Source organism: Verrucosispora sp. WMMD703 (genome assembly GCF_049178935.1).
GTDB classification, from domain to species: Bacteria; Actinomycetota; Actinomycetes; order Mycobacteriales; family Micromonosporaceae; genus Micromonospora; species Micromonospora sediminimaris.
Genome location: NZ_JBMHMM010000004.1, coordinates 2,223,130 through 2,246,254 on the forward strand (window position 1 = coordinate 2,223,130; position 23,125 = coordinate 2,246,254).

The 23,125-nt window shown below is 72.0% G+C and carries 16 protein-coding genes; 7 read left to right on the top strand and 9 right to left on the bottom strand.

From position 1 onward, the window contains the following. Positions 1-42: 42 nt before the first annotated feature. A complete protein-coding gene (locus ACN26Z_RS10785) occupies positions 43-1,509 on the bottom strand; it encodes a DEAD/DEAH box helicase (protein WP_421460935.1) in 1,467 nt (488 codons plus the stop codon). A 164-nt stretch (positions 1,510-1,673) separates the two neighbouring features. Further along, positions 1,674-1,895 carry a hypothetical protein gene (locus tag ACN26Z_RS10790; protein WP_099851929.1) on the bottom strand — a complete coding sequence of 74 codons (222 nt, stop codon included), beginning with the start codon at positions 1,893-1,895 and terminating at the stop codon, positions 1,674-1,676. A 305-nt stretch (positions 1,896-2,200) separates the two neighbouring features. Here ACN26Z_RS10790 and ACN26Z_RS10795 point away from each other — a divergent pair, with 305 nt between their 5' ends. From ACN26Z_RS10795 to ACN26Z_RS10820, 6 genes are all read left to right on the top strand, one after another. Beyond that, on the top strand, positions 2,201-7,714 hold the full coding sequence (locus ACN26Z_RS10795) for a biotin carboxylase N-terminal domain-containing protein (RefSeq protein ID WP_421460937.1): 5,514 nt from the start codon (positions 2,201-2,203) through the stop codon (positions 7,712-7,714). A 58-nt stretch (positions 7,715-7,772) separates the two neighbouring features. Continuing rightward, positions 7,773-8,246: an SRPBCC family protein gene (locus tag ACN26Z_RS10800; RefSeq protein ID WP_421460939.1), complete on the top strand. Its 474-nt coding sequence runs from the start codon at positions 7,773-7,775 to the stop codon at positions 8,244-8,246. Positions 8,247-8,316: 70 nt separating this feature from the next. Continuing rightward, a complete protein-coding gene (locus ACN26Z_RS10805) occupies positions 8,317-9,384 on the top strand; it encodes a DUF2855 family protein (RefSeq protein ID WP_421460941.1) in 1,068 nt (355 codons plus the stop codon). 61 nt (positions 9,385-9,445) lie between these two features. Beyond that, a complete protein-coding gene (locus ACN26Z_RS10810; RefSeq protein WP_421460942.1) occupies positions 9,446-10,342 on the top strand; it encodes a bile acid:sodium symporter family protein in 897 nt (298 codons plus the stop codon). Between the two features lie 175 nt (positions 10,343-10,517). Further along, on the top strand, positions 10,518-11,894 hold the full coding sequence (locus ACN26Z_RS10815; protein WP_421460944.1) for an FAD-dependent oxidoreductase: 1,377 nt from the start codon (positions 10,518-10,520) through the stop codon (positions 11,892-11,894). Positions 11,895-12,096: 202 nt separating this feature from the next. Next, positions 12,097-13,011, top strand: a complete 915-nt coding sequence (locus ACN26Z_RS10820; RefSeq protein ID WP_421460946.1) for a cation diffusion facilitator family transporter — start codon at positions 12,097-12,099, stop codon at positions 13,009-13,011. 5 nt (positions 13,012-13,016) lie between these two features. On the opposite strand, the gene ACN26Z_RS10825 is transcribed toward ACN26Z_RS10820, so the two are convergent. The 3 genes from ACN26Z_RS10825 to ACN26Z_RS10835 all read right to left on the bottom strand — a co-directional run bounded on the left by ACN26Z_RS10825 (position 13,017) and on the right by ACN26Z_RS10835 (position 16,404). Then, positions 13,017-13,805, bottom strand: coding sequence for an SDR family NAD(P)-dependent oxidoreductase (locus tag ACN26Z_RS10825; protein ID WP_421460948.1), 789 nt, complete (start codon positions 13,803-13,805; stop codon positions 13,017-13,019). A gap of 41 nt (positions 13,806-13,846) precedes the next feature. Continuing rightward, positions 13,847-14,227, bottom strand: coding sequence for a YccF domain-containing protein (locus tag ACN26Z_RS10830; RefSeq protein WP_093403068.1), 381 nt, complete (start codon positions 14,225-14,227; stop codon positions 13,847-13,849). A gap of 62 nt (positions 14,228-14,289) precedes the next feature. Then, positions 14,290-16,404, bottom strand: a complete 2,115-nt coding sequence (locus ACN26Z_RS10835) for a cellulase family glycosylhydrolase (protein WP_421460949.1) — start codon at positions 16,402-16,404, stop codon at positions 14,290-14,292. Positions 16,405-16,695: 291 nt separating this feature from the next. Between ACN26Z_RS10835 and ACN26Z_RS10840 the strand changes: the two genes are divergently transcribed. After that, a complete protein-coding gene (locus ACN26Z_RS10840; RefSeq protein WP_421460951.1) occupies positions 16,696-17,904 on the top strand; it encodes an FUSC family protein in 1,209 nt (402 codons plus the stop codon). Positions 17,905-17,932: 28 nt separating this feature from the next. On the opposite strand, the gene ACN26Z_RS10845 is transcribed toward ACN26Z_RS10840, so the two are convergent. The 4 genes from ACN26Z_RS10845 to ACN26Z_RS10860 all read right to left on the bottom strand — a co-directional run bounded on the left by ACN26Z_RS10845 (position 17,933) and on the right by ACN26Z_RS10860 (position 23,014). Further along, on the bottom strand, positions 17,933-18,451 hold the full coding sequence (locus tag ACN26Z_RS10845; RefSeq protein WP_421460953.1) for a hypothetical protein: 519 nt from the start codon (positions 18,449-18,451) through the stop codon (positions 17,933-17,935). Between the two features lie 25 nt (positions 18,452-18,476). After that, a complete protein-coding gene (locus ACN26Z_RS10850; RefSeq protein ID WP_421460955.1) occupies positions 18,477-18,971 on the bottom strand; it encodes a hypothetical protein in 495 nt (164 codons plus the stop codon). Between the two features lie 192 nt (positions 18,972-19,163). Then, the gene (locus ACN26Z_RS10855; protein WP_421460956.1) at positions 19,164-21,965 is read right to left on the bottom strand and encodes an AAA family ATPase; all 2,802 of its coding nucleotides are present in this window, start codon (positions 21,963-21,965) and stop codon (positions 19,164-19,166) included. An 80-nt stretch (positions 21,966-22,045) separates the two neighbouring features. Beyond that, positions 22,046-23,014: an AraC family transcriptional regulator gene (locus ACN26Z_RS10860; RefSeq protein WP_421460957.1), complete on the bottom strand. Its 969-nt coding sequence runs from the start codon at positions 23,012-23,014 to the stop codon at positions 22,046-22,048. Positions 23,015-23,125: the final 111 nt, after the last annotated feature.

Sequence of the window (23,125 nt, forward strand, 5' to 3'; positions counted from 1 at the left end):
TCGGAAGCGCTGATCAGGACTGTTGGCGGGTGGCCGCGTCGCTCAGCGACCGCCGCCACGCCCGCCGGGCCGGGCCCGGGCGGAGAAGGCTGCCGCACCCGACCGGGCGGCACCGGAGCGCGCCGAGGCAGCCGAGGACCGCCCTGAACCGGCCGGAACGGGCCGCCCCGAGCTGGCTGAAGCGGACCGGGTCGAGCTGCCCTGGGCGGACTTGCCGCCGCGCCGGTTGCGGCCGCCGGAGGCGGGTGACGCCTCCCGGCGGGCGGCCGTTGGCCGGGCGACCGGCGCGGCCGGCGCGACCGCAAGTGTCCGTTCCCCTGGCGCGAGTTCGCGCAGCAGCGCGTCCCCTGGGCGCAGTCGAGTGGTGGTCGCCGCGATGCCCGCCTTGCGGGTCAGCTCTCGTACCTCCGGGGCCTGCGTGTCGGTCATCAGGGTCACCACGGTCCCGGCCGCGCCGGCCCGGGCGGTACGCCCCGAGCGGTGCAGGTACGCCTTGTGCTCCACGGGTGGATCGGCGTGCACCACGAGGGCCACGTCGTCGACGTGAATGCCCCGGGCCGCGATGTCGGTGGCCACCAGTGTCCGCACCGTACCGTCGGAGAACGCCTGGAGATTCCTGGTGCGGGCGCCCTGAGCCAGATTGCCGTGCAGCTCCACCGCGGCCACCCCGGCCGCGACCAGCCGGCGGGTGAGGGTCTTGGCGCCTCGCTTGGTGCGGGTGAACACCACCGTCCGTCCCGGCGCGGCGGTCAGGTCGACAAGCACGGCGAACCGGTCCTCGGCGTGCACGTGCAGCACGTGGTGCGTCATCGCGGCGACCGGAGACTTGGTCGAGTCGACGCTGTGCACCACCGGATCGGTGAGAAAACGCCGGACGAGCACATCGACACCGGAGTCCAGGGTGGCGGAGAAGAGCAGCCGTTGCCCGCTGCGCGGGGTCAGCTCCAGCAGTCGGCGTACCGTCGGCAGGAAGCCCAGGTCGGCCATGTGGTCGGCCTCGTCGAGCACGCTGATCTCGACGGCGTCCAGGTGGGCGTGCCCGGCCTGTACGTGGTCGGCGAGCCGGCCCGGGCAGGCCACCAGGACGTCGACCCCGGCGCGCAACCCGGTGACCTGCGGCCGGGCGGCGACACCGCCGAATACGGTCATCGTGCGCAGCGACAGTGCCTGGGCCAGCGGCGCCATCACACTGTCGATCTGGGTGGCCAGCTCCCGGGTCGGCGCGAGGATCAGCGCCCGGGGGCGTCCGGGCCGGCGCGGCGCGCCGGTTGCGGCGAGCCGGGTGAGCACGGCCAGGACGAAGGCGTACGTCTTGCCCGAACCGGTGCGGCCCCGACCGAGCACGTCGCGACCGGCGAGGGCGTCGGGCAGAGTTGCGGCCTGGATCGGGAACGGTCGGTCCACCCCGGTCGCGGCCAGCACGCGGGTAAGTGCGGCGGGCACGCCCAGCTCGGCGAAGGTCGGGACGGTGGACGGGGTGGTCTGTTGCTGCGGGCGGCGTGCCGCCATGAAGGCTCCGAACGTAGAAGGGGACGTCCCGCCCCGGCGCAGTGGTGCCGGCCGTGGCCTGGCGCGTCGAAGGCGCGGGGCTCGGGACATCGAATCGGACCCGCGGTCAGGCGGGTCGCACGATCAGCCTACCCGACCGGTGGCGGGCGGGCTGCCGGTGAGGTTCAGGAGGGTGCCACGACCCGCCAGCGGCTCTGGCCGCCCATCCACGCCCCGGCCAGGATCTCCGCCGACTTGCGGCCGGGGCAGGGGTAGATCTTCGAGCGGCCGGTGCCGCCGCCGGCCCGGGCCTCGACCTCCCACGACTCGCCGTCGGTACGGATGTAGACGTCGCGACGTCCGCGCGGGGTGTGGTCGCCGTTCCACCAGTGACGCTCAACTCTCACCCGCTGACCGTATAGCACCAGGTCCGCGAGGGAAACGTTGATGATCTTGGGAGATGTCACCGCCACGCAGGGTGTTTGTCGCCTCGACGCGACGTGGTCGTTCGAGGCCCGTTCGGGGTGACCCGGGCCACCCGAATCCGGCGTCGGAGGGTGGCGTTGGTGGTTCTCCACAAAATCCGTTGTCCGGAGGTGGCAGTTCCCACGTCTTCCTTACCCGCCGGTAGCCACGAAGGTTGGTTCAACGGGACCCCCTGTCCGAGGGGGCGTCCCCTCCTGTCAGGGACGATCTTCCGGAGGCCTGCTCGGTGTTCAGCCGCATCGCCATCGTCAACCGGGGAGAAGCCGCCATGCGGCTGATCCACGCTGTTCGCGAGCTCAACGCCGAGACCGACGCCCCGCCGATCGAGACCGTCGCGCTCTACACCGAGGCGGAGCGCTCGGCCACCTTCGTACGCGAGGCCGACCACAGCTACTGCCTCGGACCCGCGTCGGCGCGACCCTACCTGGACCACCGGGTCCTCGAACGGGCGCTGCACGACACCGGCGCCGACGCGGCCTGGGTGGGCTGGGGCTTCGTGGCCGAGGATCCGGCCTTCGCCGAGCTGTGTGAGAAGAACGGCGTCACCTTCATCGGCCCGAGCCCCGAGGCGATGCGCAAGCTTGGCGACAAGATCGGCGCGAAGCTGATCGCCGAGGAGGTCGGCGTCCCGGTGGCGCCGTGGAGTCGTGGCGCGGTGGAGAGCCTCGACGCGGCCCAGCGGGCCGCGGCCGAGATCGGCTACCCGCTGATGCTGAAGGCCACCGCGGGCGGGGGCGGCCGGGGCATCCGGGTGGTACGCAGCGACACCGAACTTGCCGAGGCGTACGAGCGCACGAGCCTGGAGGCCCAGCGCGCCTTCGGCAGCGGTGTGGTCTTCCTGGAACGGCTGGTCACCGGTGCGCGGCACGTCGAGGTGCAGGTGATCGCCGACGGCCAGGGCACTGCGTGGGCGCTTGGCGTCCGGGACTGCTCGGTGCAGCGGCGCAACCAGAAGGTGATCGAGGAGTCCGCGTCGCCGGTGCTCGCCGCCGAGCAGGCTCGCGAGCTGAAGGAGGCGGCGGAACGGCTCGCGCTGGCGGTGGACTACCGCGGCGCGGGCACTGTGGAGTTCCTCTACCACCCGGGTGACCGGATGTTCGCCTTCCTGGAGGTCAACACCCGGTTGCAGGTGGAGCACCCGATCACCGAGGCCACCACCGACTTCGACCTGGTCAAGGCGCAGATCCAGGTGGCCGCCGGTGGCCGGCTCGGCGACCGGATCCCGGCCGAGGCGGGGCACGCCGTCGAGGCCCGACTCAACGCCGAGGACCCCGACCGGGACTTCGCGCCGTCGCCCGGCCGGATCGTGCGACTGGTGCTGCCCAGCGGGCCCGGCGTGCGGGTGGACACCGGGGTCAGCGAGGGTGACGTGATCCCCGCCGACTTCGACTCGATGATCGCGAAGATCATCGCGTACGGCCGCAACCGCGATGAGGCGCTGGGCCGGCTGCGTCGTGCGGTGGCCGAGACCACGGTGATCATCGAGGGCGGTGCGAGCAACAAGAGCTTCCTGCTCGACCTGCTGGACCAGCCCGAGGTCATCGACGCCAGCGCCGACACCGGCTGGATCGACCGGGTCCGGGCGCAGGGCCGCCTGGTCTCCACCCGGCACTCCGGCGTCGCGCTGGCCGCCGCCGCCATCGAGGCGTACGAGGACGAGGCGCACGTCGAGCGGCAGCGGTTGCTCTCCACCGCCCACGGCGGCCGTCCCCAGGTCCAGCACGTCAGCGGCCGGCCGATCGACCTGAAGCTGCGCGGCGCGACCTACCGGGTCTCCGTCGCGCAGACCGGCCCGCACCGGTTCCGGGTCGGCGTCGGCGACACCTCGACGGTGGACGTCGAGCTGGAGCGCTTCGACGAGCACAGTGGCCGGATCCTGGTCAACGGCCGGCGATTCCGGTTGGTCACCGACACGCACGGACCCATCCACCTGGTCGAGGTGGACGGCATCACGCACCGGGTCAGCCGGGACGAGGGCGGCGTGCTGCGCTCCCTGTCACCCGCGCTTGTCGTCGCGACCCCGCTCGCGGTGGGCGACGAGGTCGAGGCCGGCGCGCCGGTGCTGGTCCTGGAGAGCATGAAGATGGAGACCGTGCTGCGCGCCCCGTTCGCGGCGAAGGTGCGCGAGTGCCTGGTCTCCGTCGGCAGTCAGGTGGAGACCGGCGCGCCGCTGCTGCGCCTGGAACCGCTCGGTGACGGTGCCGCGAGCGAGGCCACCGAGTCCACGGCCGTCGACCTGGAACTGCCGCCCGAGCCGACCGGGCTGTCCGCCGGGGACCGCGTGGCACGTGGCATCGCCGAGCTGCGCAGCCTGCTGCTCGGCTACGACCTGGACCCGCGTGACGAACGCCGGGCCCTCGCCGCGTACCTGGCAGCCCGGGCCGAGCTGCCGCACCGGCCGCTGGAGGAGGAGGTCGAGCTGCTCCAGGTCTTCGCCGACCTGTCCGAGCTGAGCCGCAACCGTCCGGCCGGCGAGGAGACCCGGGCCGACACCCGGGTGCACAGCCCGCGCGAGTACTTCCACAGCTACCTCCAGTGCCTCGACGTCGAGCGGGCGGCCCTGCCGGAGACGTTCCGCCAGCGTCTCGCCCGGGTGCTGGCCCACTACGGCGTCCAGGACTTCGAACGCACGCCGGAGTTGGAGGAGGCCGTCTTCCGGATCTTCCTGGCCCAGCAGCGGGCGGCGGCCGACGTGAAGGTGATCGTCACCTTCCTGCAACGGTGGCTCACCGAGCCGCCGCCGGCCGAGAGCCTGCGCGAGCTGGTCGGTCAGGCGTTGGAACACCTGATCTTCGCCACCCAGCGCCGTTTCCCGGTGGTCGGCGACCTCGCCCGCAGCGTGGTCTTCCGTTGGGCGGCGCAGCCGATGCTGCGACGCAAGCGGGCCGAGGTGTACGCCGACGTTCGCGGCAACCTGCGTTATCTCGACCGCAACCCCGACGCGGCGGACCGGGCCGAGCGGATCGCGACGATGGTCGCCTCGCCCGAGCCACTGGTCCGGCTGCTCGCCCAGCGCATCGGCCGGCCGGGCGTCGACCACGGCCCGATGCTCGAGGTGCTCAGCCGCCGCTACTACGGCAGCCGTGGCGCGAGCAACGCCCGAGCCGTCGAGGTGACCGGGCAGTCGTTCTTCACCGCCGGGTACGACCGGGACGGCGAGCGCTTCCGCCTGGTTGCCGCGGCCACGGACTTCGCCGGCCTGTCGGCGACCCTGGCCAAGGTCGCCGCGCTGGTCGGAGGGGGTGGCGACGATGCCGGCTCGGCGTCGCCGGTGCCCGGCCCGGATACCGCGTCGTCGGTGGCCGACGTGTACCTGACCTGGGCCGAGCAGCCCGACGTGGAGGCGATGGCCACGACCCTGCGGGAGGTGCTCGACCAGGCCGGCCTGCTGAACGTGCTCCAGCGGGTGACGGTATCCGTGGCCGGGCGCAACGGCGCCGAGATGCACCACCACTTCACCTTCCGGCCCGATGTCGGTGAGGACCGGGTGATCCGGGGCCTGCACCCGCTGATCGCCCAGCGTCTGCAACTGCCCCGGCTACGCCACTTCGACCTCACCCGGCTGCCCTCGGCCGACGAGGAGGTGTACCTCTTCCACTGCGTCGCGCCGGACAATCCGGCCGACGAGCGGCTGGCCGCGATGGCCCAGGTACGCGACCTCACTCCGCTGCGCGACACCGACGGCCGGATCCTGGCGTTGCCCGCGGTCGAGGGCGCGCTCGACGCCTGCCTCGACGCGATCCGCAAGGTACAGGCGCAGCGCCCGGCGAAAAAGCGGTTCGACACCAACCGGATCACCCTCTTCGTCTGGCCGCCCAACGACCTGAGCATCGAGGAGCTGAACACCGTCGCCCAGCGGGTGCTGCCGATCACGGCGGACGCCGGGCTGGAGGAGGTGCTGTTCCTCGGCCGCCAGCGGGATGAGGACACCGGCGAGCTGACCGACATCGCGGTGCAGATCTCCTACGACGAGGGCATGCGGATCTCCGTCACCGAGCCGACGGCGGAGCTGATCCAGCCGCTCGACGACTACCGGCAGAAGGTGCTGTCGGCTCGGCGGCGCGGCACCACCTACCCGTACGAGCTGACCGAGATGCTGGCCGGCCGCAACGGCAGTTTCGTCGAGTACGACCTGACCGAGTCCGGCGAACTGGTCCCGGTACAGCGGCCGAAGGGGCACAACCGGGCAGGCATCGTCGTCGGGGTGGCGAGCACGCCCACCGAGCGTTATCCGGAGGGCGTCACCCGGGTGGTGCTGCTCGGCGACCCGACCAGGGCGCTGGGCGCGCTGGCCGAGCCGGAGTGTGCCCGGGTGATCGCCGCGCTCGACCTGGCCGAGCGGATGCGCGTGCCGGTCGACTGGTTCGCGCTGTCGGCCGGCGCGCGGATCTCGATGAGTTCGGGCACCGAGAACATGGACTGGGTGGCCGCCGCGCTCAAGCGGATCGTCGAGTTCACCCAGGCCGGTGGTGAGATCAACATCGTCGTCGCGGGAATCACCGTGGGCGCCCAGCCGTACTGGAACGCCGAGGCGACGATGCTCATGCACACCCGGGGCATCCTGGTGATGACGCCGGATTCGGCGATGGTGCTGACCGGCAAGCAGTCGCTGGACTTCTCCGGTGGAGTGTCCGCCGAGGACAACTTCGGCATCGGCGGCTACGACCGGGTGATGGGCCCCAACGGTCAGGCCCAGTACTGGGCGCCGAACCTGCGCGGTGCCCACCAGGTCCTGATGGCGTACCACGACCACGCCTACGTGGCGCCGGGCGAGAGCCGGCCACGTCGGGCGGTCACCACCGACCCGGTCGACCGCGACATCTCCGACTACCCGCACAGCGTGCCGGACAGCGACTTCACCACCGTCGGGGAGATCTTCTCCCGGGAGCGCAACCCCGACCGCAAGAAGGCGTTCGACATCCGTACGCTGATGCGGGCTCTGGCCGACCAGGACCACGCGGTCCTGGAACGCTGGGCGGGCATGGCCGACGCCGAGACGGCAGTCGTGCAGGACGTGCATCTCGGCGGCATCCCGGTGTGCCTGCTCGGCATCGAATCCCGCTCGGTGCCCCGGCGCGGCTTCCCGCCCACCGACGGGCCGGACACCTACACCGCCGGCACGCTCTTCCCGCGCTCGTCGAAGAAGGCGGCCAGAGCGATAAACGCGGCAAGCGGAAACCGGCCGCTTGTGGTGCTGGCGAACCTCTCCGGCTTCGACGGCTCGCCGGAGTCGATGCGACAGTTGCAGCTGGAGTACGGCGCGGAGATCGGCCGGGCGATCGTCAACTTCGACGGGCCGATCGTCTTCTGCGTGATCTCGCGGTACCACGGTGGCGCGTTCGTGGTCTTCTCCAAGGCGCTCAACCCGAACATGACGGTCCTCGCCGTGGCGGGTTCGTTCGCCTCCGTCATCGGCGGCGCGCCGGCCGCGGCGGTGGTGTTCGCCGGTGACGTCAACGCGCGTACGGCGAAGGATCCGCGGGTGGCCGACCTGGAGGCACGCGTGGCGGCGGCGACCGGCGGACAGCGGGCGGCGCTGGTGACGCAGCTGATGGACGTGCGCGCGTCGGTGCGGGCGGAGAAGCTGGCCGAGGTGGCCGCCGAGTTCGACGGTGTGCACAGCATCCAGCGTGCGGTCGAGGTCGGCTCGGTGGACGCCATCATCCGGCCCGAGGAGTTGCGTCCGCAGCTCATCGCCGCCGTCGAGCGCGGCCTGGCGAAGGCGGCCCGGCCGTCCTGACCTCTCGGGCACGCCGGCGGCGGGACACGGTCGCGTCGCCGGCGTGCCACCATGGGGCGTGCCCGAGGACCGGAAGCCGCCGATCGCGTTCGAGACCACCAGCACCGTCGCGGCCCCGCCCGACGTGGTGTACGCGCACCTGGCCGATCCGCGTAGCTACATCGGACTGTCGCCGCTGATCGTGGCGGTCGACGACGTGCGGCACGGTCACGACGCCGAGGGCCGCGCGATGGCCGAGTACGTCGCCGTCGAGCGGTTCCGGCTGGTCGGTCCGTTGCGGTGGGACAACCGCATCCGGGTACGCATGGTCTCGACGCCGCCGCACGGTCCGTTGGTCAGCGAGGTGCGCAGCCCGGGCTGGGTGTCCCTGCGCGCGGTGGTGGAGCTGACCCCGGTACCGGAGGGCACCCGGGTCGACGAACGGGTCACCGCACACGCACCGGCGCCGCTGCGGCGCTTCGTGGCCGGTCAGGCCCGTCAGGTGGCGGCGTACCGGGCGGCCGAACTGACCCGCCGGATGGCGACCAGATAGCCACACGGAGTGGGATTTTGCACTAGCAGTGCATCTTGTCTCGACGGCTCTGACTGCCTAGCGTCTGAGCATGGCTGCCTCCTGGACGTTCGCCGTGGCCCGTGCCGAGCTGAGCCGCACCACCCTGGTGGAGAGTGCCGTGCCGGAGCTGTCCGACGGCGAGACGCTGCTGCGCGTGGACCGCGTCGGACTGACCGCCAACAACGTCACCTACGCGGTGCTCGGCGAGTCGATGCGGTACTGGGAGTTCTTCCCGCCCGGCCGGCACGGGCTGGGCGGGCAGTGGGGGCTGCCGCCGTTGTGGGGCTTCGCCGAGGTGGCCGCCTCGACCGTCGCCGAGGTCGAGGTGGGGCAGCGGGTGTACGGCTACCTTCCGCCGGCCGGGCACCTGGTGGTGCGGCCGTCCCGGGTGGACGCCTCCGGGTTCCGGGACGCCAGCGTGCACCGGGCCGAGCTGCCCTCGCCGTACAACGGGTACCGCTCGACCGTCGGTGACCCGGCGTACCGGGCCGACCAGGAGGATCTGCTGATCCTGTTCCGGCCGCTCTTCTTCACCTCGTTCATGCTGGCCGACCAGATCGTCGACAACGACTGCTACGGCGCGACGTCGCTGGTCTTCTCGTCGGCATCCAGCAAGACCGCGTACGCCGCCGCTGTGGAGCTGCGTGGGCGCGGCGCGCGCCTGGTCGGGCTCACCTCGCCCGGCAACCTCGCGTTCACCCGGTCGCTCGGCTGCTACGACGAGGTGCTGCCGTACGACGGGATCGCCGCCCTCGACCCGGTGCCGACCGCCTACCTCGACCTGTCCGGTGCGCCCGCGACCCGGGCCGCCCTGCGGCGGCACCTCGGTGACCGGCTGGTCCGCGACATCGCTGTCGGCCTGACCAACCAGATCCCGAACGCCGATGCCGCCGGAGAGGTCTTCTTCGCCCCGGTGCAGATGCGCAAACGCCGCCTGGACTGGGGTCGCGACGGGCTCGACCAGCGCTTCGCCGACGCCTGGCGGCGCTTCGCGGACGTGGCCGGCGAATGGGTCGACGTCCAGCTCGGCACCGGCCCGGGCGCGCTGGAGCGGGCCTGGCTCGACGTGCTCGCGGGCGTAACCCCGCCACGGGTGGGGCGTGTGGTCCAGTTCTGACGGCTACCCCGGCCACATGGAGGATTGCCAGTGCGTTACCCGGTGGTAACGATGTCGTGTCATGGACTCCGCCCTGACCTTGATCGGACTACCCGTCGCCCTCGGCATCATCATGCTCGGTCTGGGTCTCGGCCTGACCACCGGCGACTTCCGCCGGGTGGCCCGGCACCCGAAGGCCGCCGTCATCGCCCTGGTCTGCCAGGTGCTGCTGCTGCCGGCGCTCTGCTTCGGCCTGGTGCTGGCCTTCGACCTGCCGCCCGAACTGGGCGTCGGGATGATGCTGCTGGCGGCCTCGCCGGGCGGCACCACGGCGAACCTCTACAGCCACCTCTTCGGCGGGCACGTGGCCCTGAATATCACGCTGACCGCCATCAACTCGGTGCTGGCGGTCTTCACCCTGCCGATCGTGGTCAACCTGTCGGCGGCGTACCTCCTCGGCGACGCGAGGAGCATCGGGCTCCAGTTCGACAAGGTGCTCCAGGTGTTCGCGATCGTGCTGATCCCGGTCGCCCTCGGAATGCTGATCCGGGCACGGTCGGCCGCTGTCGCGCAGCGGTTGGACCGCCCGGTACGGGTGCTGTCCGTGGTGGTGCTGATCGCGGTGATCGCCGGTGCCGTACTCGGTGAGCGGGACAACCTCGCCGACTACTTCGTCTCCGTCGGGCTGGCCGTACTGGCGTTCAACCTGCTCAGCCTCGGCATCGGGTACGGCGTGCCGAGGCTGGCCGGGGTCGAGCGGAGCGCCGCCAAGGCGGCCGGGTTCGAGATCGGCATCCACAACAGCACGCTGGCCATCACCATCGCGCTCAGTCCGGCGCTGCTCGACAACGCGCAGATGGCGATTCCCGGCGCCGTCTACGGCATCGTCATGTTCTTCACGGCCGCCGCCTTCGGTTACCTGGTCAACCGGGTTGGTGCCGGCCGGGAGCCGGCGCCGGACGGTGCCGTCCGGAGCTGAGCCGGCCGGAGACAAAGGTGGCCGGGGGCCGAGACGAATCGTCGTTGGCGTTCCCTCCCTGTGCAACGATCGTTGGGCGTCATGCCGACCGCCCGGCTCCGTCGGTCTGCCCCAGCATCGGTCACTGGCAGGCAGGCGGAAAGGCGCCACACCTCGTACCCCTTTGGAGAGCACGATGTCCCTCTCTCCGGCTCGGGTCCTCGCCGCGCTGAACGCGGTGCGACCGCCCGACCAGGCATCCCCTGTCATGGGCAAGGCGGTGGTGATCGGCGGCAGCATCGCCGGCATGCTTGCCGCGCGGGTGCTCTCCGACTACGCCGAGAGCGTGGTGGTCATCGACCGCGACGACCTACAGGCGACCGGAGGACGACCGGGCGTACCACAGGGGACTCAACTGCACGCCCTGCTGCCCGGTGGCTTCCTCCAGTTGGAGCAGCTGTTCCCCGGGTTCCGGGAACAGGCCCTGGCACAGGGGGCGATCGAGGCTCCGCCGGCAGCCCGGCGGAACTACCTGGACGGCCGGCTGAAGGTCGTCGTACCGGACGACGCCGACAGCCTGGCCGGGAGCCGGCCGCTGCTGGAGTCGTTGATCCGGCAGCAGGTGCTGCGACTGCCCAACGTCAAGACGGTCACCGCCCGCGCCACCGGGCTGGTGTTCGACGGCCCAGTGGCCAGCGGCGTCCGGTGCGACGTCGGCGGTTCGCCGGGTGTCGAGCACGCCGATCTGGTGGTGGACGCCATGGGGCGGTCCAGCCGGCTCTCCGACTGGCTGGCAGAGGCCGGGTGGGAGCGGCCGGCGCTGCGGCGGATGACTGTGCACCTCAACTACGCGACCGCCCTGTTCCGACGCGATGAGGCGGACCCCGAGCACACGGTGGTGCTGGCGCTGCACAGCCCGACGATGTCTGTCGACGTCGCCGGTGCCGCCTTCTTCGCGATCGAGGACGGTCGGTGGATGGCGATGATGGCCGGTTACGGGGAGCACCGTCCCGGCCGTACCGCCGAGGATTTCGTCCGACGGCTGCGCGAGCAGTTCCCGCCGGAGTTCGCGACGGTCGCCGACAGCGAGATCCTCGGCGACGTGCAGACCTACCGGCACGCCGACAGCCGGCGTCGGGACTTCCACGCGGTGACCCGGCTGCCGGGCGGGCTGGTCAGCGTCGGTGACGCGGTCGCCTCGTTCAACCCGGTGTACGGGCAGGGCATCACCGCCGCCGCGCTGCACGCGGCCTGCCTGGCGCACTACCTGCGGCCCGGTCCGGACCTGGGCCTGCCGGCCCGCCACTTCTTCGCGCTTCAGAAGATCGTGGTCGACGCCGCCTGGTCGATCTCGACCTCGGCCGACCTGGCGCTGCCGCACGTCGACGGCCCCTACCCACGCGGCTACCGGCTCTCCAGCTGGGTGAGCCGGCAGATCGTCGCGGCGACCGTCACCGACGTGACCACCGCCCGGCGGTTCAACGACGTCGTCTCGATGCGCAAGCACCCGAGTTCGCTCGTCACACCGAGGGTGATCCTCGGCGCCCTGCGCGCCAACCGACGCGCTCGCTGACTGACCGCACATCCCGGCTGAACCGCCGCTCCTCCTCCAGCCCGGCTCCCGCCCCGCGATCTTGCACTTCTTGCCTCCTCAGAAGTGGTGAAAAGGTGCATCTCGGCGACCGGAAGTGCAAGATCGCGGGGCAGGGTTGGCGGAGATAGTTGCGCCCATTGCGATATACGCATATGTTGGCGGCGGCGAGAGGGGGCGCGGGGTGGGTGCCGGGCACGATCACGGGCAGCAGGTTGCCCGGGCGGGGGAGAAGCACCGCGGGCGACTGTGGGCGGCCTTCGCCCTGTTGGCGATCTTCATGCTGGTGGAGGCGGTCGGCGCCTGGGTGACCGGCTCCCTGGCCCTGCTGTCGGACGCCGGGCACATGTTCACCGACGTGCTGGGCATCGGCATGGCGCTCGCGGCGATCACCGCCGCGAGCCGGGCCTCCCGGGACGGTCAGCGCACCTTCGGCCTGTACCGGATGGAGGTCCTGGCGGCGCTGGCCAACGCGGTGCTGCTCTCCGGGGTGGCCCTCTACGTGCTGGTGGAGGCGCTCCGGCGGTTCGACGACCCGCCGGAGGTGCTGGTCGGCCCGATGCTGGCGGTGGCCGTCGGCGGGCTGGTCGCCAACGTGGTCGCCTTCCTGCTGCTGCGCGCCGGGTCGACGGAGAGCCTCAACGTGCGCGGCGCCTACCTGGAGGTTCTCGGTGACCTGCTCGCCTCGGTGGGCGTGCTGGTCGCGGCCGGGGTGATCGCGCTGACCGGCTGGTGGTACGCGGACCCGATCGTCGCCGTCGGGGTGGGCCTGTTCATCCTGCCCCGCACCTACCGGCTCGCCCGGGCTGCGCTGCGGGTGCTGGTGCAGGCCGCGCCGCCGCACGTGGACGTCGCCGAGGTGCGCGACGGCCTGCGTGGGCTCGACGGTGTCGCCGACGTGCACGATCTGCACGTGTGGACCCTGACCTCGGGGATGGAGGTGGCTTCGGCACACCTCACCCTGGACACCGGTGCGGACCTGGCCCCGGTGCTGGCCGCCGCCCGCCAGATGTTGCACGACCGCTTCCGCATCGAGCACGCCACCTTGCAGGTCGAGCCGCGGGATGCCGAAGGCGTCTGCGGCGGCGCCCACTGGTGAGCCGGTCAGCGCAGTTGGATCACGTTACCGGTGACCAGCCGCCCGCTCTCCCCGGCGAGGAAGGCGATCACCTCGGCGACCTCCTCGGGCTCGGCCACCCGCAGCAGGTGCGGGTCGTCGGCGACGGCGGCGCGTACCTCCTCGCTGACCCAGCCGGTGTCGGTGACCGGCGGGTGCACGGCGTTGGCGGTGATGCCGAACGGCGCGAGTTCGTGCGCCGCGGCCATGGTGTAGTTGACAAGTGCCGCCTTGGCGGCGCCGTAGGAGACCTCCTCGGGGAACCCGTCACTGCCGCCGGAAGTGAGGCTGATGACGCGCCCCCAGCCGCGTCGCGCGGCGACGTTGCGGCGGGCGAACTCGGCGATCAGCAGGGCGCCCGCGCGTGCGTCCACAGCGAACTGCGTGTCGAAGGATTCGGCGCTCACCGGCCGCAACGACCGGCCGTGCCGGTCGACGGCGGTGGGCTTGAACGTGTCGGCCAGCCAGCCGCTGGCATTGTTCACCAGGATGTCGACGGTGCCCAGCTCGCGCTCGGCGATGTCGAACAGCCGGGCCGGGACGGCCGGGTCCGCCAGGTCCGCCTCGACCGGCAGCACCCGGCCGCCGACGGCGCGGACGCGCTCGACCACCTCGGTCGCGTCGCCCGCCCGCTTGCGTCGGTACGCGTCGGGGATGCCCGGGTCCGGTGGGTCGTCCAACCGTAGGTAGCTGACCAGCACCGCTGCGCCCAACCGGGCCAGCGTGACGGCGGTGGCCGCGCCGATGCCGTGGTTGGCCCCGGTGACGACAGCCACCCGACCAGTCAGGTCATTCGTCGGAAACACGCCTTCGGCTCTCATGGGGCGGGTACGACCTCCTGCCCCAACGGCCAGATCGCCGCCGGGACGAGCTTGAAGTTGGCCACGCCGAACGGGATCCCGATGATGGTCAGGCAGAGGCCGACGCCGGCGACGATGTGCGAGAGCGCCAGCCACCAACCGGCCAGCAACACCCAGATGATGTTGGCGAGACCCGAAGCCACCCCGACACCGGGCTTCGGTGCGAGGGTCCGGCCGAAGGGCCACAGCGAGTACGACGCCAGCCGCAACGACGCCACCCCGAACGGGATGGTGACGACGAGCACGAAGCAGATAAGGGCGGCGATACCGTAGCCGATTGCCAGCACGAGGCCACCACCGAAGATGAGCCAGAGCACGTTCAGCAGGAATCGGATCATGAACCCATGATGACCGCTGCGCGCCACCGGCCACCCGGTGGGCGGCCGGTGGCGCGGCTGGTTCAGCCGGTGACGCCGGTGACGGTGCTGCCGGACCGGGTGACGCGGTAGGTCACCTGGGCACCGCTCCAGAAGTGGAAGGTGAGGGTGACCGCTGCCCCGTCGCGGACCTCGCCGAAGAAGGTGTCGGTCAACGTGATCCGGTTGCCCGGGTAGTCAGGGCTGAAGGCCACGTCGAACTCCTTGAACGACGTCCAGTCGTGCGGGCCGGCGTTGCTGCCGTCGGCGTACCTCGCCTCCATGGTGGCGAGCTGGTCGCCGCGGAACTGGGTCGGAATGGCGAAGGCGGCTGTCGTTCCGGTGGCGCTGGACAGGACGGGGGTGTCGTAGGTGATCACGTCTATCCGCCAGGGCACACCGGCCGAGAAGCGGGCCTGGAGGCTGGCGTTGACCCCGTACGCCCGGTTGCCTACCAACCGGGTCAGCGCGCTCGCGGTGATGGTGAGCTGGTTGCCGGAGACCGTGTAGTCGGTGCCCTGCGTCAGGTTCGTGCTGCCGTGGCGCAACCCGGAGAAGGTGGTGCCGTTCAGGTTGAGGGTCAGCGACTTCGCGGTGATCGAGCCGGTACGCGGCACGTACACCTGGTCGGACGACGCGGTGCCGGAACGGGTCGTCCAGCTCGACCTGATCTGGGCCCACAGCTCCGGGTCCTTCCACTGGAAGGCGACCCGGTCGAAGTGCTGACCGTTGTCCCAGAGCTGGGTGGTGAGCCGCTTGGATCGCGCGTAGTGCCCGAGGAACTCGAAGAACTTGAGCTTCTCGCCCTGCTGGATGGTGCCGGTGTGCCGGTCGAAGCCGAGCAGCCCGTACTCGCCGATGACGACCGGGATGTTGCGGGTCACGAAGGCGTTGTGCACCCGGTCGAACGAGTCGGTCAGATCCTGCTGCGTCGTGGCGTCGAAGCGGGTGCCACCGGCGACGTTGACGCTGAACGGCCAGTAGCCGTAGAAGTGCACGGTGGCGATCAGGTTGCGGTCGTCGAGCTGGTTGATCGTCGTGGTCAACTCGTTGATCCGAGCCTGTTCGGACGAGGTGTGCAGGGTCGGCAGGACCAGCATCCGGGTGGCGTTGGTGCCGCCCGAGGCGCGCACGATCCGGTGGAAGTTCACGTTCAGCTCGTGCAGCAGCTCCGCGTTCTGGGCGTCGCCGGAGCTGTTGGCGAACTGCGGCTCGTTGACGCTCTCGAAGTGCAGCCTCGGCGAGTGGTCCCGGAACGCGGCGGCGATCTGGGTCCACAGCGCGTTGTAGCGGTTGAGCACCGTGGTCCGGTTCGTCGGCATCTCGTGGATCCACTGCCACGAGTCGTGGTGCAGGTTGATCATCACGTAGAAGCCGTCGTCCAGGGCCCAGCCGACGACCTCCTTGATTCGGTTCAGCCAGGCCGCGTCGATGGTGTACGAGGGCGCGGGGCCGTGGTGGTTGCTCCAGGTCACCGGGATCCGGATGCTGTTGAAGCCCTGGGCCCGGATGGCGTCGAGCTGCGCCTCGGTGACGCGCGGGTTGCCCCACGCGGTCTCGTCGGCGCCGACCGCGTCGAAGGTGTTGCCGAGGTTCCAGCCGGGCTGCATCGCCGCCACGTAGGCCATCGGGTCGCCGGCCGGCGGCGGGCTGGTCGGCGGCGGGGTGCTCGGCGGTGGCGTGCTCGGCGGCGGGGTGGTGGTCGGTGGCGGGGTGGTGCCGACGCTACCGGTGCAGGTGACGCCGTTGAGGGCGAACGTGGTCGGCGCCGTGTTGCTGCCGGACCACGAGCCGTTGAAGCCGAACGACGCGGTCTGGTTGGTGCCCAGCGCGGCGTTGTAGCTGACGTTGCTGGCGGTGACATCGTTGCCGGACGAGGTGACCGTGGCGTTCCATGCCTGCGTGACCCGCTGCCCCGAGGGGAAGGTCCAGGTCAGCCGCCAGCCGTTGAGCGGGTCGCCGAGGTTCGTCACGGCGACGTTGGCGGTGAACCCGCCCGGCCACTGGCTGGGGGCGGAGTACGCCACCCGGCATCCGGCCGCCGCGTGCGCGGTGCCGGCGGTGATCAGGCCGGCCCCGGCCAGTAGTGCGGCGACGCCGCTGGCGACGAGGCCGAATCGCCAACGTGTCCTGCGTAGTGTGCCCTTCAGCCCAGCCATGACGCTCCTCGCGTGGTGATGGTGTCAACGGGGTGGCTGGCCGGGCGTCGCCGGGCCACCGGAAACATCCGGCCGGCTCGCACCATAAGTTGGGATCATCAACTTTGTCAATCGATGCAGCGCGATATGAAGGCTCTCTGCCCAGGTGAGAAAGGTGCACCAGGGATGGCGTATTCCGGTCCGGCGTACCGAGACGGTGGGGATACCGCCTCGAACGGTTCGGCGGATGCCCGCGGGAAGGAAGCGTCGCCAAGCGGAGAATGAGCGGGGCCCGGTGGGGTAGTCGGCGGCGTGGCGGCGGGGGAGGACGACAGCGGCTGGGCGCATCGTGCCGGCGGCCGGGTCCAGGCCGGGGTCGCCAGCACGGTCGGGAGCCTCAGCCAACGCATCGGCTGGCGGGAGCGACGCCGGAGCCTGGAGTTGTACGCGATCCTCGCCGTTCAGGCGGGCGTGGCCGCCGCGATCGCCTGGACGCTGGCGCACGAGCTGCTGAACCACCCGTCGCCGGTGTTCGCCCCCAGTGCCGCCGTCGGCACCGTCGCCGCTGCGATCGGCCGACGGACCCGTCGTACCGTCGAGCTACTGGTCGGCGTGCTGGCCGGCCTGCTGGTGGGTGACGCCCTGATCATGGTGATCGGCACCGGTCCCTGGCAGATCGGCACCGTGGTCACCCTGGCCATCCTGCTCGCGCTGACCATGAGCCGGGGCGGCGCGGTCGTCACCCAGGCCGGCGGTACGGCGGTGCTGATCGCCACCCTCTCGCCGATCCAGCGGGGACTGGAGGTGCCGCGGGTCATCGACGCGGTCATCGGCGCGATCTCGGCCGTGGTGGTGGTGGCCGTGCTGCCGGTCAACCCGGTGCGCATCATCCAACGGGCCGCCCGCCCCCTCTTCTCCGACCTGATCGAACACCTGCACAACGCCGCGGACGGGATGTCCCAGGGCGACGCCGCGGTGGTGGCCGCCGCCCGGGACGGCTTGTACGGCCTGAGCCCCCAACTGGCCCTGCTCAACGACGCTGTTTCCGGCGCACGGGAGGCGGTGGCGGTGTCGCCGGCCCGCTGGCACCGACGGGGCGAGTTCGAGCACTACGAACGTGGTACGCGCTACCTCGACCTGGCCGTCGGGGGTGGTCAGGAGATGCTGCGCCGGGCGGCCACCGCGGTCCGGGACGAGGAACCGATCCCGGCCGGGCTGGCGGCCGCTGTGCACTACTTCGGCGACGCCCTGGCGCTGTTGCAGGTCGAGGCGGAGAGCGGGCACCACACGAACCGGTCCGAGCAGTTGATCCTCAAGGCGGTCGACCGGGCCGCCGAGGCGTACGACGAGGGGGTCGGCTTCTCCGGCAGTGTGGTGGTGGCCCAGATCCGTACCGTCGCCACCGACCTGTTGCGCAGCCTCGGCTGCCACGAGGAGGAGGCGGTCGCCGTGATCCGGCGTCGCTTCGAAGCGCAGCGTCGGGCGAGCGAGAAGTCGCCCGTCGAGCGGAAGGCGGCGTGACCGGCCCCGGCCGGGCTCAGACGTCCTCTCAGAGCCGCCCGGCGACCGTCCGGGCCAACTCGGTAAGCGGCTTGTGGTACTTGGCCGGGTCGTCCAGCCGGACCAGTCGGATGGCCACCCACACCCCGGCGGCGTGCACGAAGACCGCGCCGTCCTCCAGGTACGCCTCGTCCCCGATCCCGGACAGCGTCTCGAACTCGTGGTCGAGATCGCGGTCGACGTCGAGGATCTTCTTGGCTCCGTCGCCCACGTAGACCTCCACCTGCGCCAACGGACCCGAGACCGGCCCGCTGTACGTGCAGGTCTCACGGACCGGCACCGGATCCTCCAGGCGGGTGCCCGCCAGTTTCTCGGCGTCCTCCTTGGGTACCAGGGCGCAGGCGTCGACAGGCGGCGCCTCGGCCGTCGGCTCGGTCGACTCGACGGCCGGTGCCGGCTCAGCCACCTCGGTCGGTGGCGGTGGCGCGGCGGCGGGTTCGGCGTTGCCGCCGCAGGCGGTGAGTGCGGCGACGGCGACGGCCGTCGCGGCGAGCTTGAGGTACCTCACGGTCGTCTCCTCGGGGGGCGTGGTGTCACCGGGGGAGGGCGTCGAGCAGCCGGCGCAGCGCCTGCTCGTAGCCGTCGGGCTGCGCGCCGAGGCGCTCGAAGCTGCTCAACGTCACGGTGAAGCTGCCAGCGCCGCCGACGAGCACCGCCTCGGCGCCGATGTCCTTGACCGCCAGGTAGCCCTTGCCGTCCCCGTCGAGATCCGTCACCGTCTGGTAGGTCTGCTCGGCCTGCTGGCGCTGATAGTCGTAGGTCGTCTCGCCGGCCAACTGGGAGGCGGTCGTCACGGACAACGCTGCCACCCCCTTGCCGTCGCCGAAGCTGCAGTTGCCGTCGTCGACCATGGACTGGCCGATCAACTCGGAGATCTGGGCCTCGGTGCCCGCGCCGTCGGCGGGCACGTCCAGGTCGGTCTCCACATCCGCGCCGGGGCCAGCCGCTGGCGGCGCAGGTTCGGCGCTGTCGCAGCCGGTCAGCGCGAGCGCGGCCGCGAGCACTGCGGGCAGGATCAGTCGACGCACAGGTTCGGTTCCCTTCTGACGCCCGGCCGCCCCGGGCCGGGCTGTTCGACCACACCCGGAACGGACGACCGCCGCTCGCACGGCACGGCTGGACCGGTGCCGGCAGCCGGCACCGGTCCACCCGAAGCCGGTCCGCCGGTAGTGACGTCTCGACGCTACGACCACACGACCGTCGAGGAATCCGGCGTTTCCCTAGCCTTTGGCGGCGCCGGTCGGCGCGCCGACGGTCGCCGCCGGCCGGTGTAGCCGTTCGTCGGGTCCGCCCACCCGCGCCAGCGCGGCACCCAGTTCCGCCCGGCGGGAGATGCCCAGCTTGCGGTAGACCCGCGACAGGTTCGTCTCGACGGTCTTCGGGCTGACGAACAGCTCGTCGGCGATGGCCCGGCTGGTCCGTCCCTGCGCGGCGAGCCGGGCGACCCGCTCCTCCGTGGCGGTGAGGTCCGACGGAGCGGGCGGGCGCCCACCGAGCCGGGCGGCCTCGGCCCGGGCTCGCTCGGCGAACACCGTCGCGCCCAGGGCGTCGAACTCGACCGCCGCGGCGGCCAGTGCCTCCCGGGCCGGCCGCTTGCGGCGGGACCGGCGGTGCACCATGCCCTCGACCAGCAGACACCTGGCCCGATCCAGCGGCAGGACCTCCGGCGGCACGGCGGCACGCGCGGCGGCGAGGTCATCCAGGGCAGCCGAGGGGTCGACGCCACTGGCACTGTCCAGCAGGGCGCGGCTGCGCGCCAGCCCCAGCAGCGTCCAGGGGCGGGGCAACCGCCGGTGACGTTCCGCCAGCCGGGCCAGGGCGTCGCGCGCCGTGACCAGGTCGCCGGCACCCACGCAGGCCTCGATCCAGTCGGTCTCGAAGCGCTGTGCGAGCGGCTCGGCCAGACCCATCCGGTCGACCGTCGCGGCGAGTCGGCCGTACCCGGCTGCGGCGTCGGCCGTCCGGCCGGCGCAGAGCGCCACGAACGCTGCCAGTTGCAGGTGGATCCGCCGGCACCAGTCGTCGTCGAGCTGCTCGGCCAGTCGGAGCCCCGCCTCGGCCACCCGCTGCGCCACGTCGAGTCGGCCGCGGAGGGCGTCGAGCAGCCCGGCCAGCCAGATTTCCGCGGTCGCCTCGGTGCCCAGCAGCTCACCGAGCTCGCGGGCCGCCGCGATGTGCCGTTCGGCAGTCGACCACCGCCCCGCGAGCAGCTCGGTCTCGCCGAGGTGTTTGAGCAGGTCGTACTGCGAGGGTTCATCTCCCCGAGCGGCCGCCAGGTCCAGCAGGCTGCCCAGCCGTCGTCGGGCCTGGGCCGGATCGTCGATCGACTTCCACCAGATCGCCGGGATCGTGCCGGCGAGCCACGACGGCTCCGGTCCCTCCATCTCCAGCGCCCGGTCGAGCAGTTCGATGCGGGGTGGTTCGCCGGCCCGTACCTCGTTGAAGAACAGGTGCAGCAGCGCCGCGGCGAGCAGCGTGCGGTCTCCGCCGGGACCGGTGAGCAGGGCGATGGCTGCCTCGGCATGGGCCCGCGCCGGATCCGGCAGGTCGACGAAGAGCGCCAGGTGGGCGTGGATCCGGCCGGCCAGCGGGGAATCCGGACGGGTTGCCGCCAGTGCCCGGCCGGCTGCCTCGACCGCCGTGCCGCCGGACTCGTCGGCGCTCCAGGCGACCACCGCGCGCAGCAGCAGCGCTTCCGCGCGGACGTCGCCGCCGAACTCGGCGGCCACCGCCTCGGCGGCGACGCGTGCGCCGGGGTGGTCGCCGCACCCGAAGCGGCAACGGGCCGCCGCCAGCAGCCGCTGGCCTCGGCTGGCCACATCGTCGGCGGGCGTGAGCCGCGCCGCCGACTCGTACAGGTTCGCGGCGGCCTCCGGCGCGCCCCGCGCGTGTTGCCGGGCGGCAGCCGCGGCGAGGGCGTCGGCGACCACCGGGTCCGCCGTGGTGGTGCACAGGGCCAGGTGCCGGACGCGTTCGTCCGGATCGGTCACCACCTCGGCGAGCCGGCGGTGCAGGCCGCGCCGGACGCCGGGTGGGATGCCGGCGCGGACCGCGGCCGCGTAGACCGGATGGGCGAACTCCACCCGCACCGCCCCGACCACCAGCAGACCGGCCTCCTCCGCGGCGTCGAACGCGGCGGGGGAGATCCCCGTCGCGGCCAGGTCCCGAAGCAGCGGTACGCCGAGCAGGGCGGCCAGCCGTACGGCGTCCCGGCAGCGGGCCGGGAGCCGGGCGAGCACCTCTCCGAGGAGTTGATGCATGGACGAGGCCACCGGTAGATCCTGTGCCGGCTCCGGTGGCTGCGGCAGGCGCTGCACCGCGCGGGTCACCTCGATGGCGACCAGTGGGTTGCCGGCAGCCTCCCGGGCGATTCGGGCGAGCAGCGAACGACTCAGGGTGGCACCGACCCGCTCGCGCAGGAGGTGGTGCAGGGCCCCCACGCCCAGCGGAGCCAGTGGCAGCCGGGTCAGCCTGCCGGGACCGGAGTCGAGCCCGAGCGGCGCGATCCGCATCGTCGGCGTGTTGTCGGTGCGGCAACTGACCAGGGTGGACAGCCCGGGAGCGACCCGGCGCAGCGCGAACCGCAGTGCTCGTTCGCTCGGCCTGTCCAGCCATGGTGAGTCGTCCACGGCGACCAGCACCGGCCGGCCGGCGGCAAGCACGGCCTCCAGCAGCGAGCGGGTGGCGGCACCGACCACCCGCTCGTCGACGGTCTCGTCGCTGTCCCGGGTGAGCAGCACCATCTCGGCCGCGACGCGCTGTGGGCGCGGCAACTCCACCACCAGGTCCGCCAGCGGACGGAGCAGGTCGGCGAGGGCGGCGAAGGGCAGCTCGGTCTCGCACTCGGTCGGCGCACAGGTCAGCACCGACCAGCCGGCCCGCGTCGCCTCGGTGACCAGTTCCCGGAGCAACGTGGTCTTGCCGATGCCGGCCGGGCCTTCCAACAGCACCGACCCCGGCTCGCGTAGTGCGCGCCAGGCCTGGTCGAACACCCCGTCGCGGCCGACGAGCGTACCCCGCATGGTGCGATTCTGGCACCGATGAGGTGGAGTGGCCATCGTGCGGACGGTGGCCCACCGCGGGCGGTCGGCCAGGGTAGGCGTCAGGCGTGCAGGGTGCGGCTGGGTGGAATTCCGTAGGTGGCGTGGTAACGCGCGGTGAACCGGCTGTGGCTGAGGAACCCCCACCGGGAGGCGATCGCGGAGACGGTCTCCTGGCGGGGGTCGGCCTGCACAAGGTCACGGTGGGCGCGGTCGAGCCGGACCCGGCGCAGGTGCGCCATCGGGGTGGTGTCGAGGTGCCGGCGGAACGCCAGTTGCAGGGTCCGCAGCGAGACCTGGGCGGCGGCGGCGATGTCGGCTGCGCCGATGTCGCGGTCGGCGTACTCCTCGATGAAGGCCGTGGCGCGGCGCAGCGTGGCGGTGGTAGCGGCCCGCCGGTCGATGGCCTGTGGCCAGCGTGCGGTGGAGTTGGGGAAGACCGCCAGGGCCGAGGCGGCCAGCATCCGGGCCGCGTTGGCGATGACCAGCGGCTCGCGGTACGCGTACGGGTTGCCCAGGACGACGTGGTTGAGGTAGCTCGTGGTGTGCCGCCACAGTCCGGCCAGGGCCGGGGAGGCGGGGGACAGACCGCCGAACTGGACCGCCCTCACCCGCCCGGCGGACGCGGTGCCGGTCACCCGGTCCAGCACGGCGAGGTCGAGCAGGCAGACGCTGACCCGGCCCGGCAGCCAGCGCAGCGAGCAGGGAAGGTCGGGGAGGGTGGCCAGGAAGACGTCGCCCGGGCTGTACCGGCCGTACGCACCGGCGCTTGAGCGGTCGACGCGTCCGTTGAGGACCTCGCAGATCACCAGCGCGGCGGGCGGTTCGACATCGATATCGAGCTGGGTGGACTGTGCCAACGACTCCAACCAGAACGAGCCCGCGTCGACCCGGTGGTGGCGGAACCGGTAGTGGACGCCGGGGGCCGCGCGGAGGGCGACCTTGGAGCGGTAGGCGTACGCCAGGAAGTCGCGGATCGTCTCCGGGTCGCGGCTGTCGAACCGGTGGGCAATCGGAACCTTCGTCTTCAATACGTCTCCATCGACCTGGACGGAGGGCGCTTCGGCACGCCGGGACGATGCCCCGGCGAGACGTGGTGGATCCGGAGAGCGATAGGACATGCAGAGCCAGGATTCCCATCG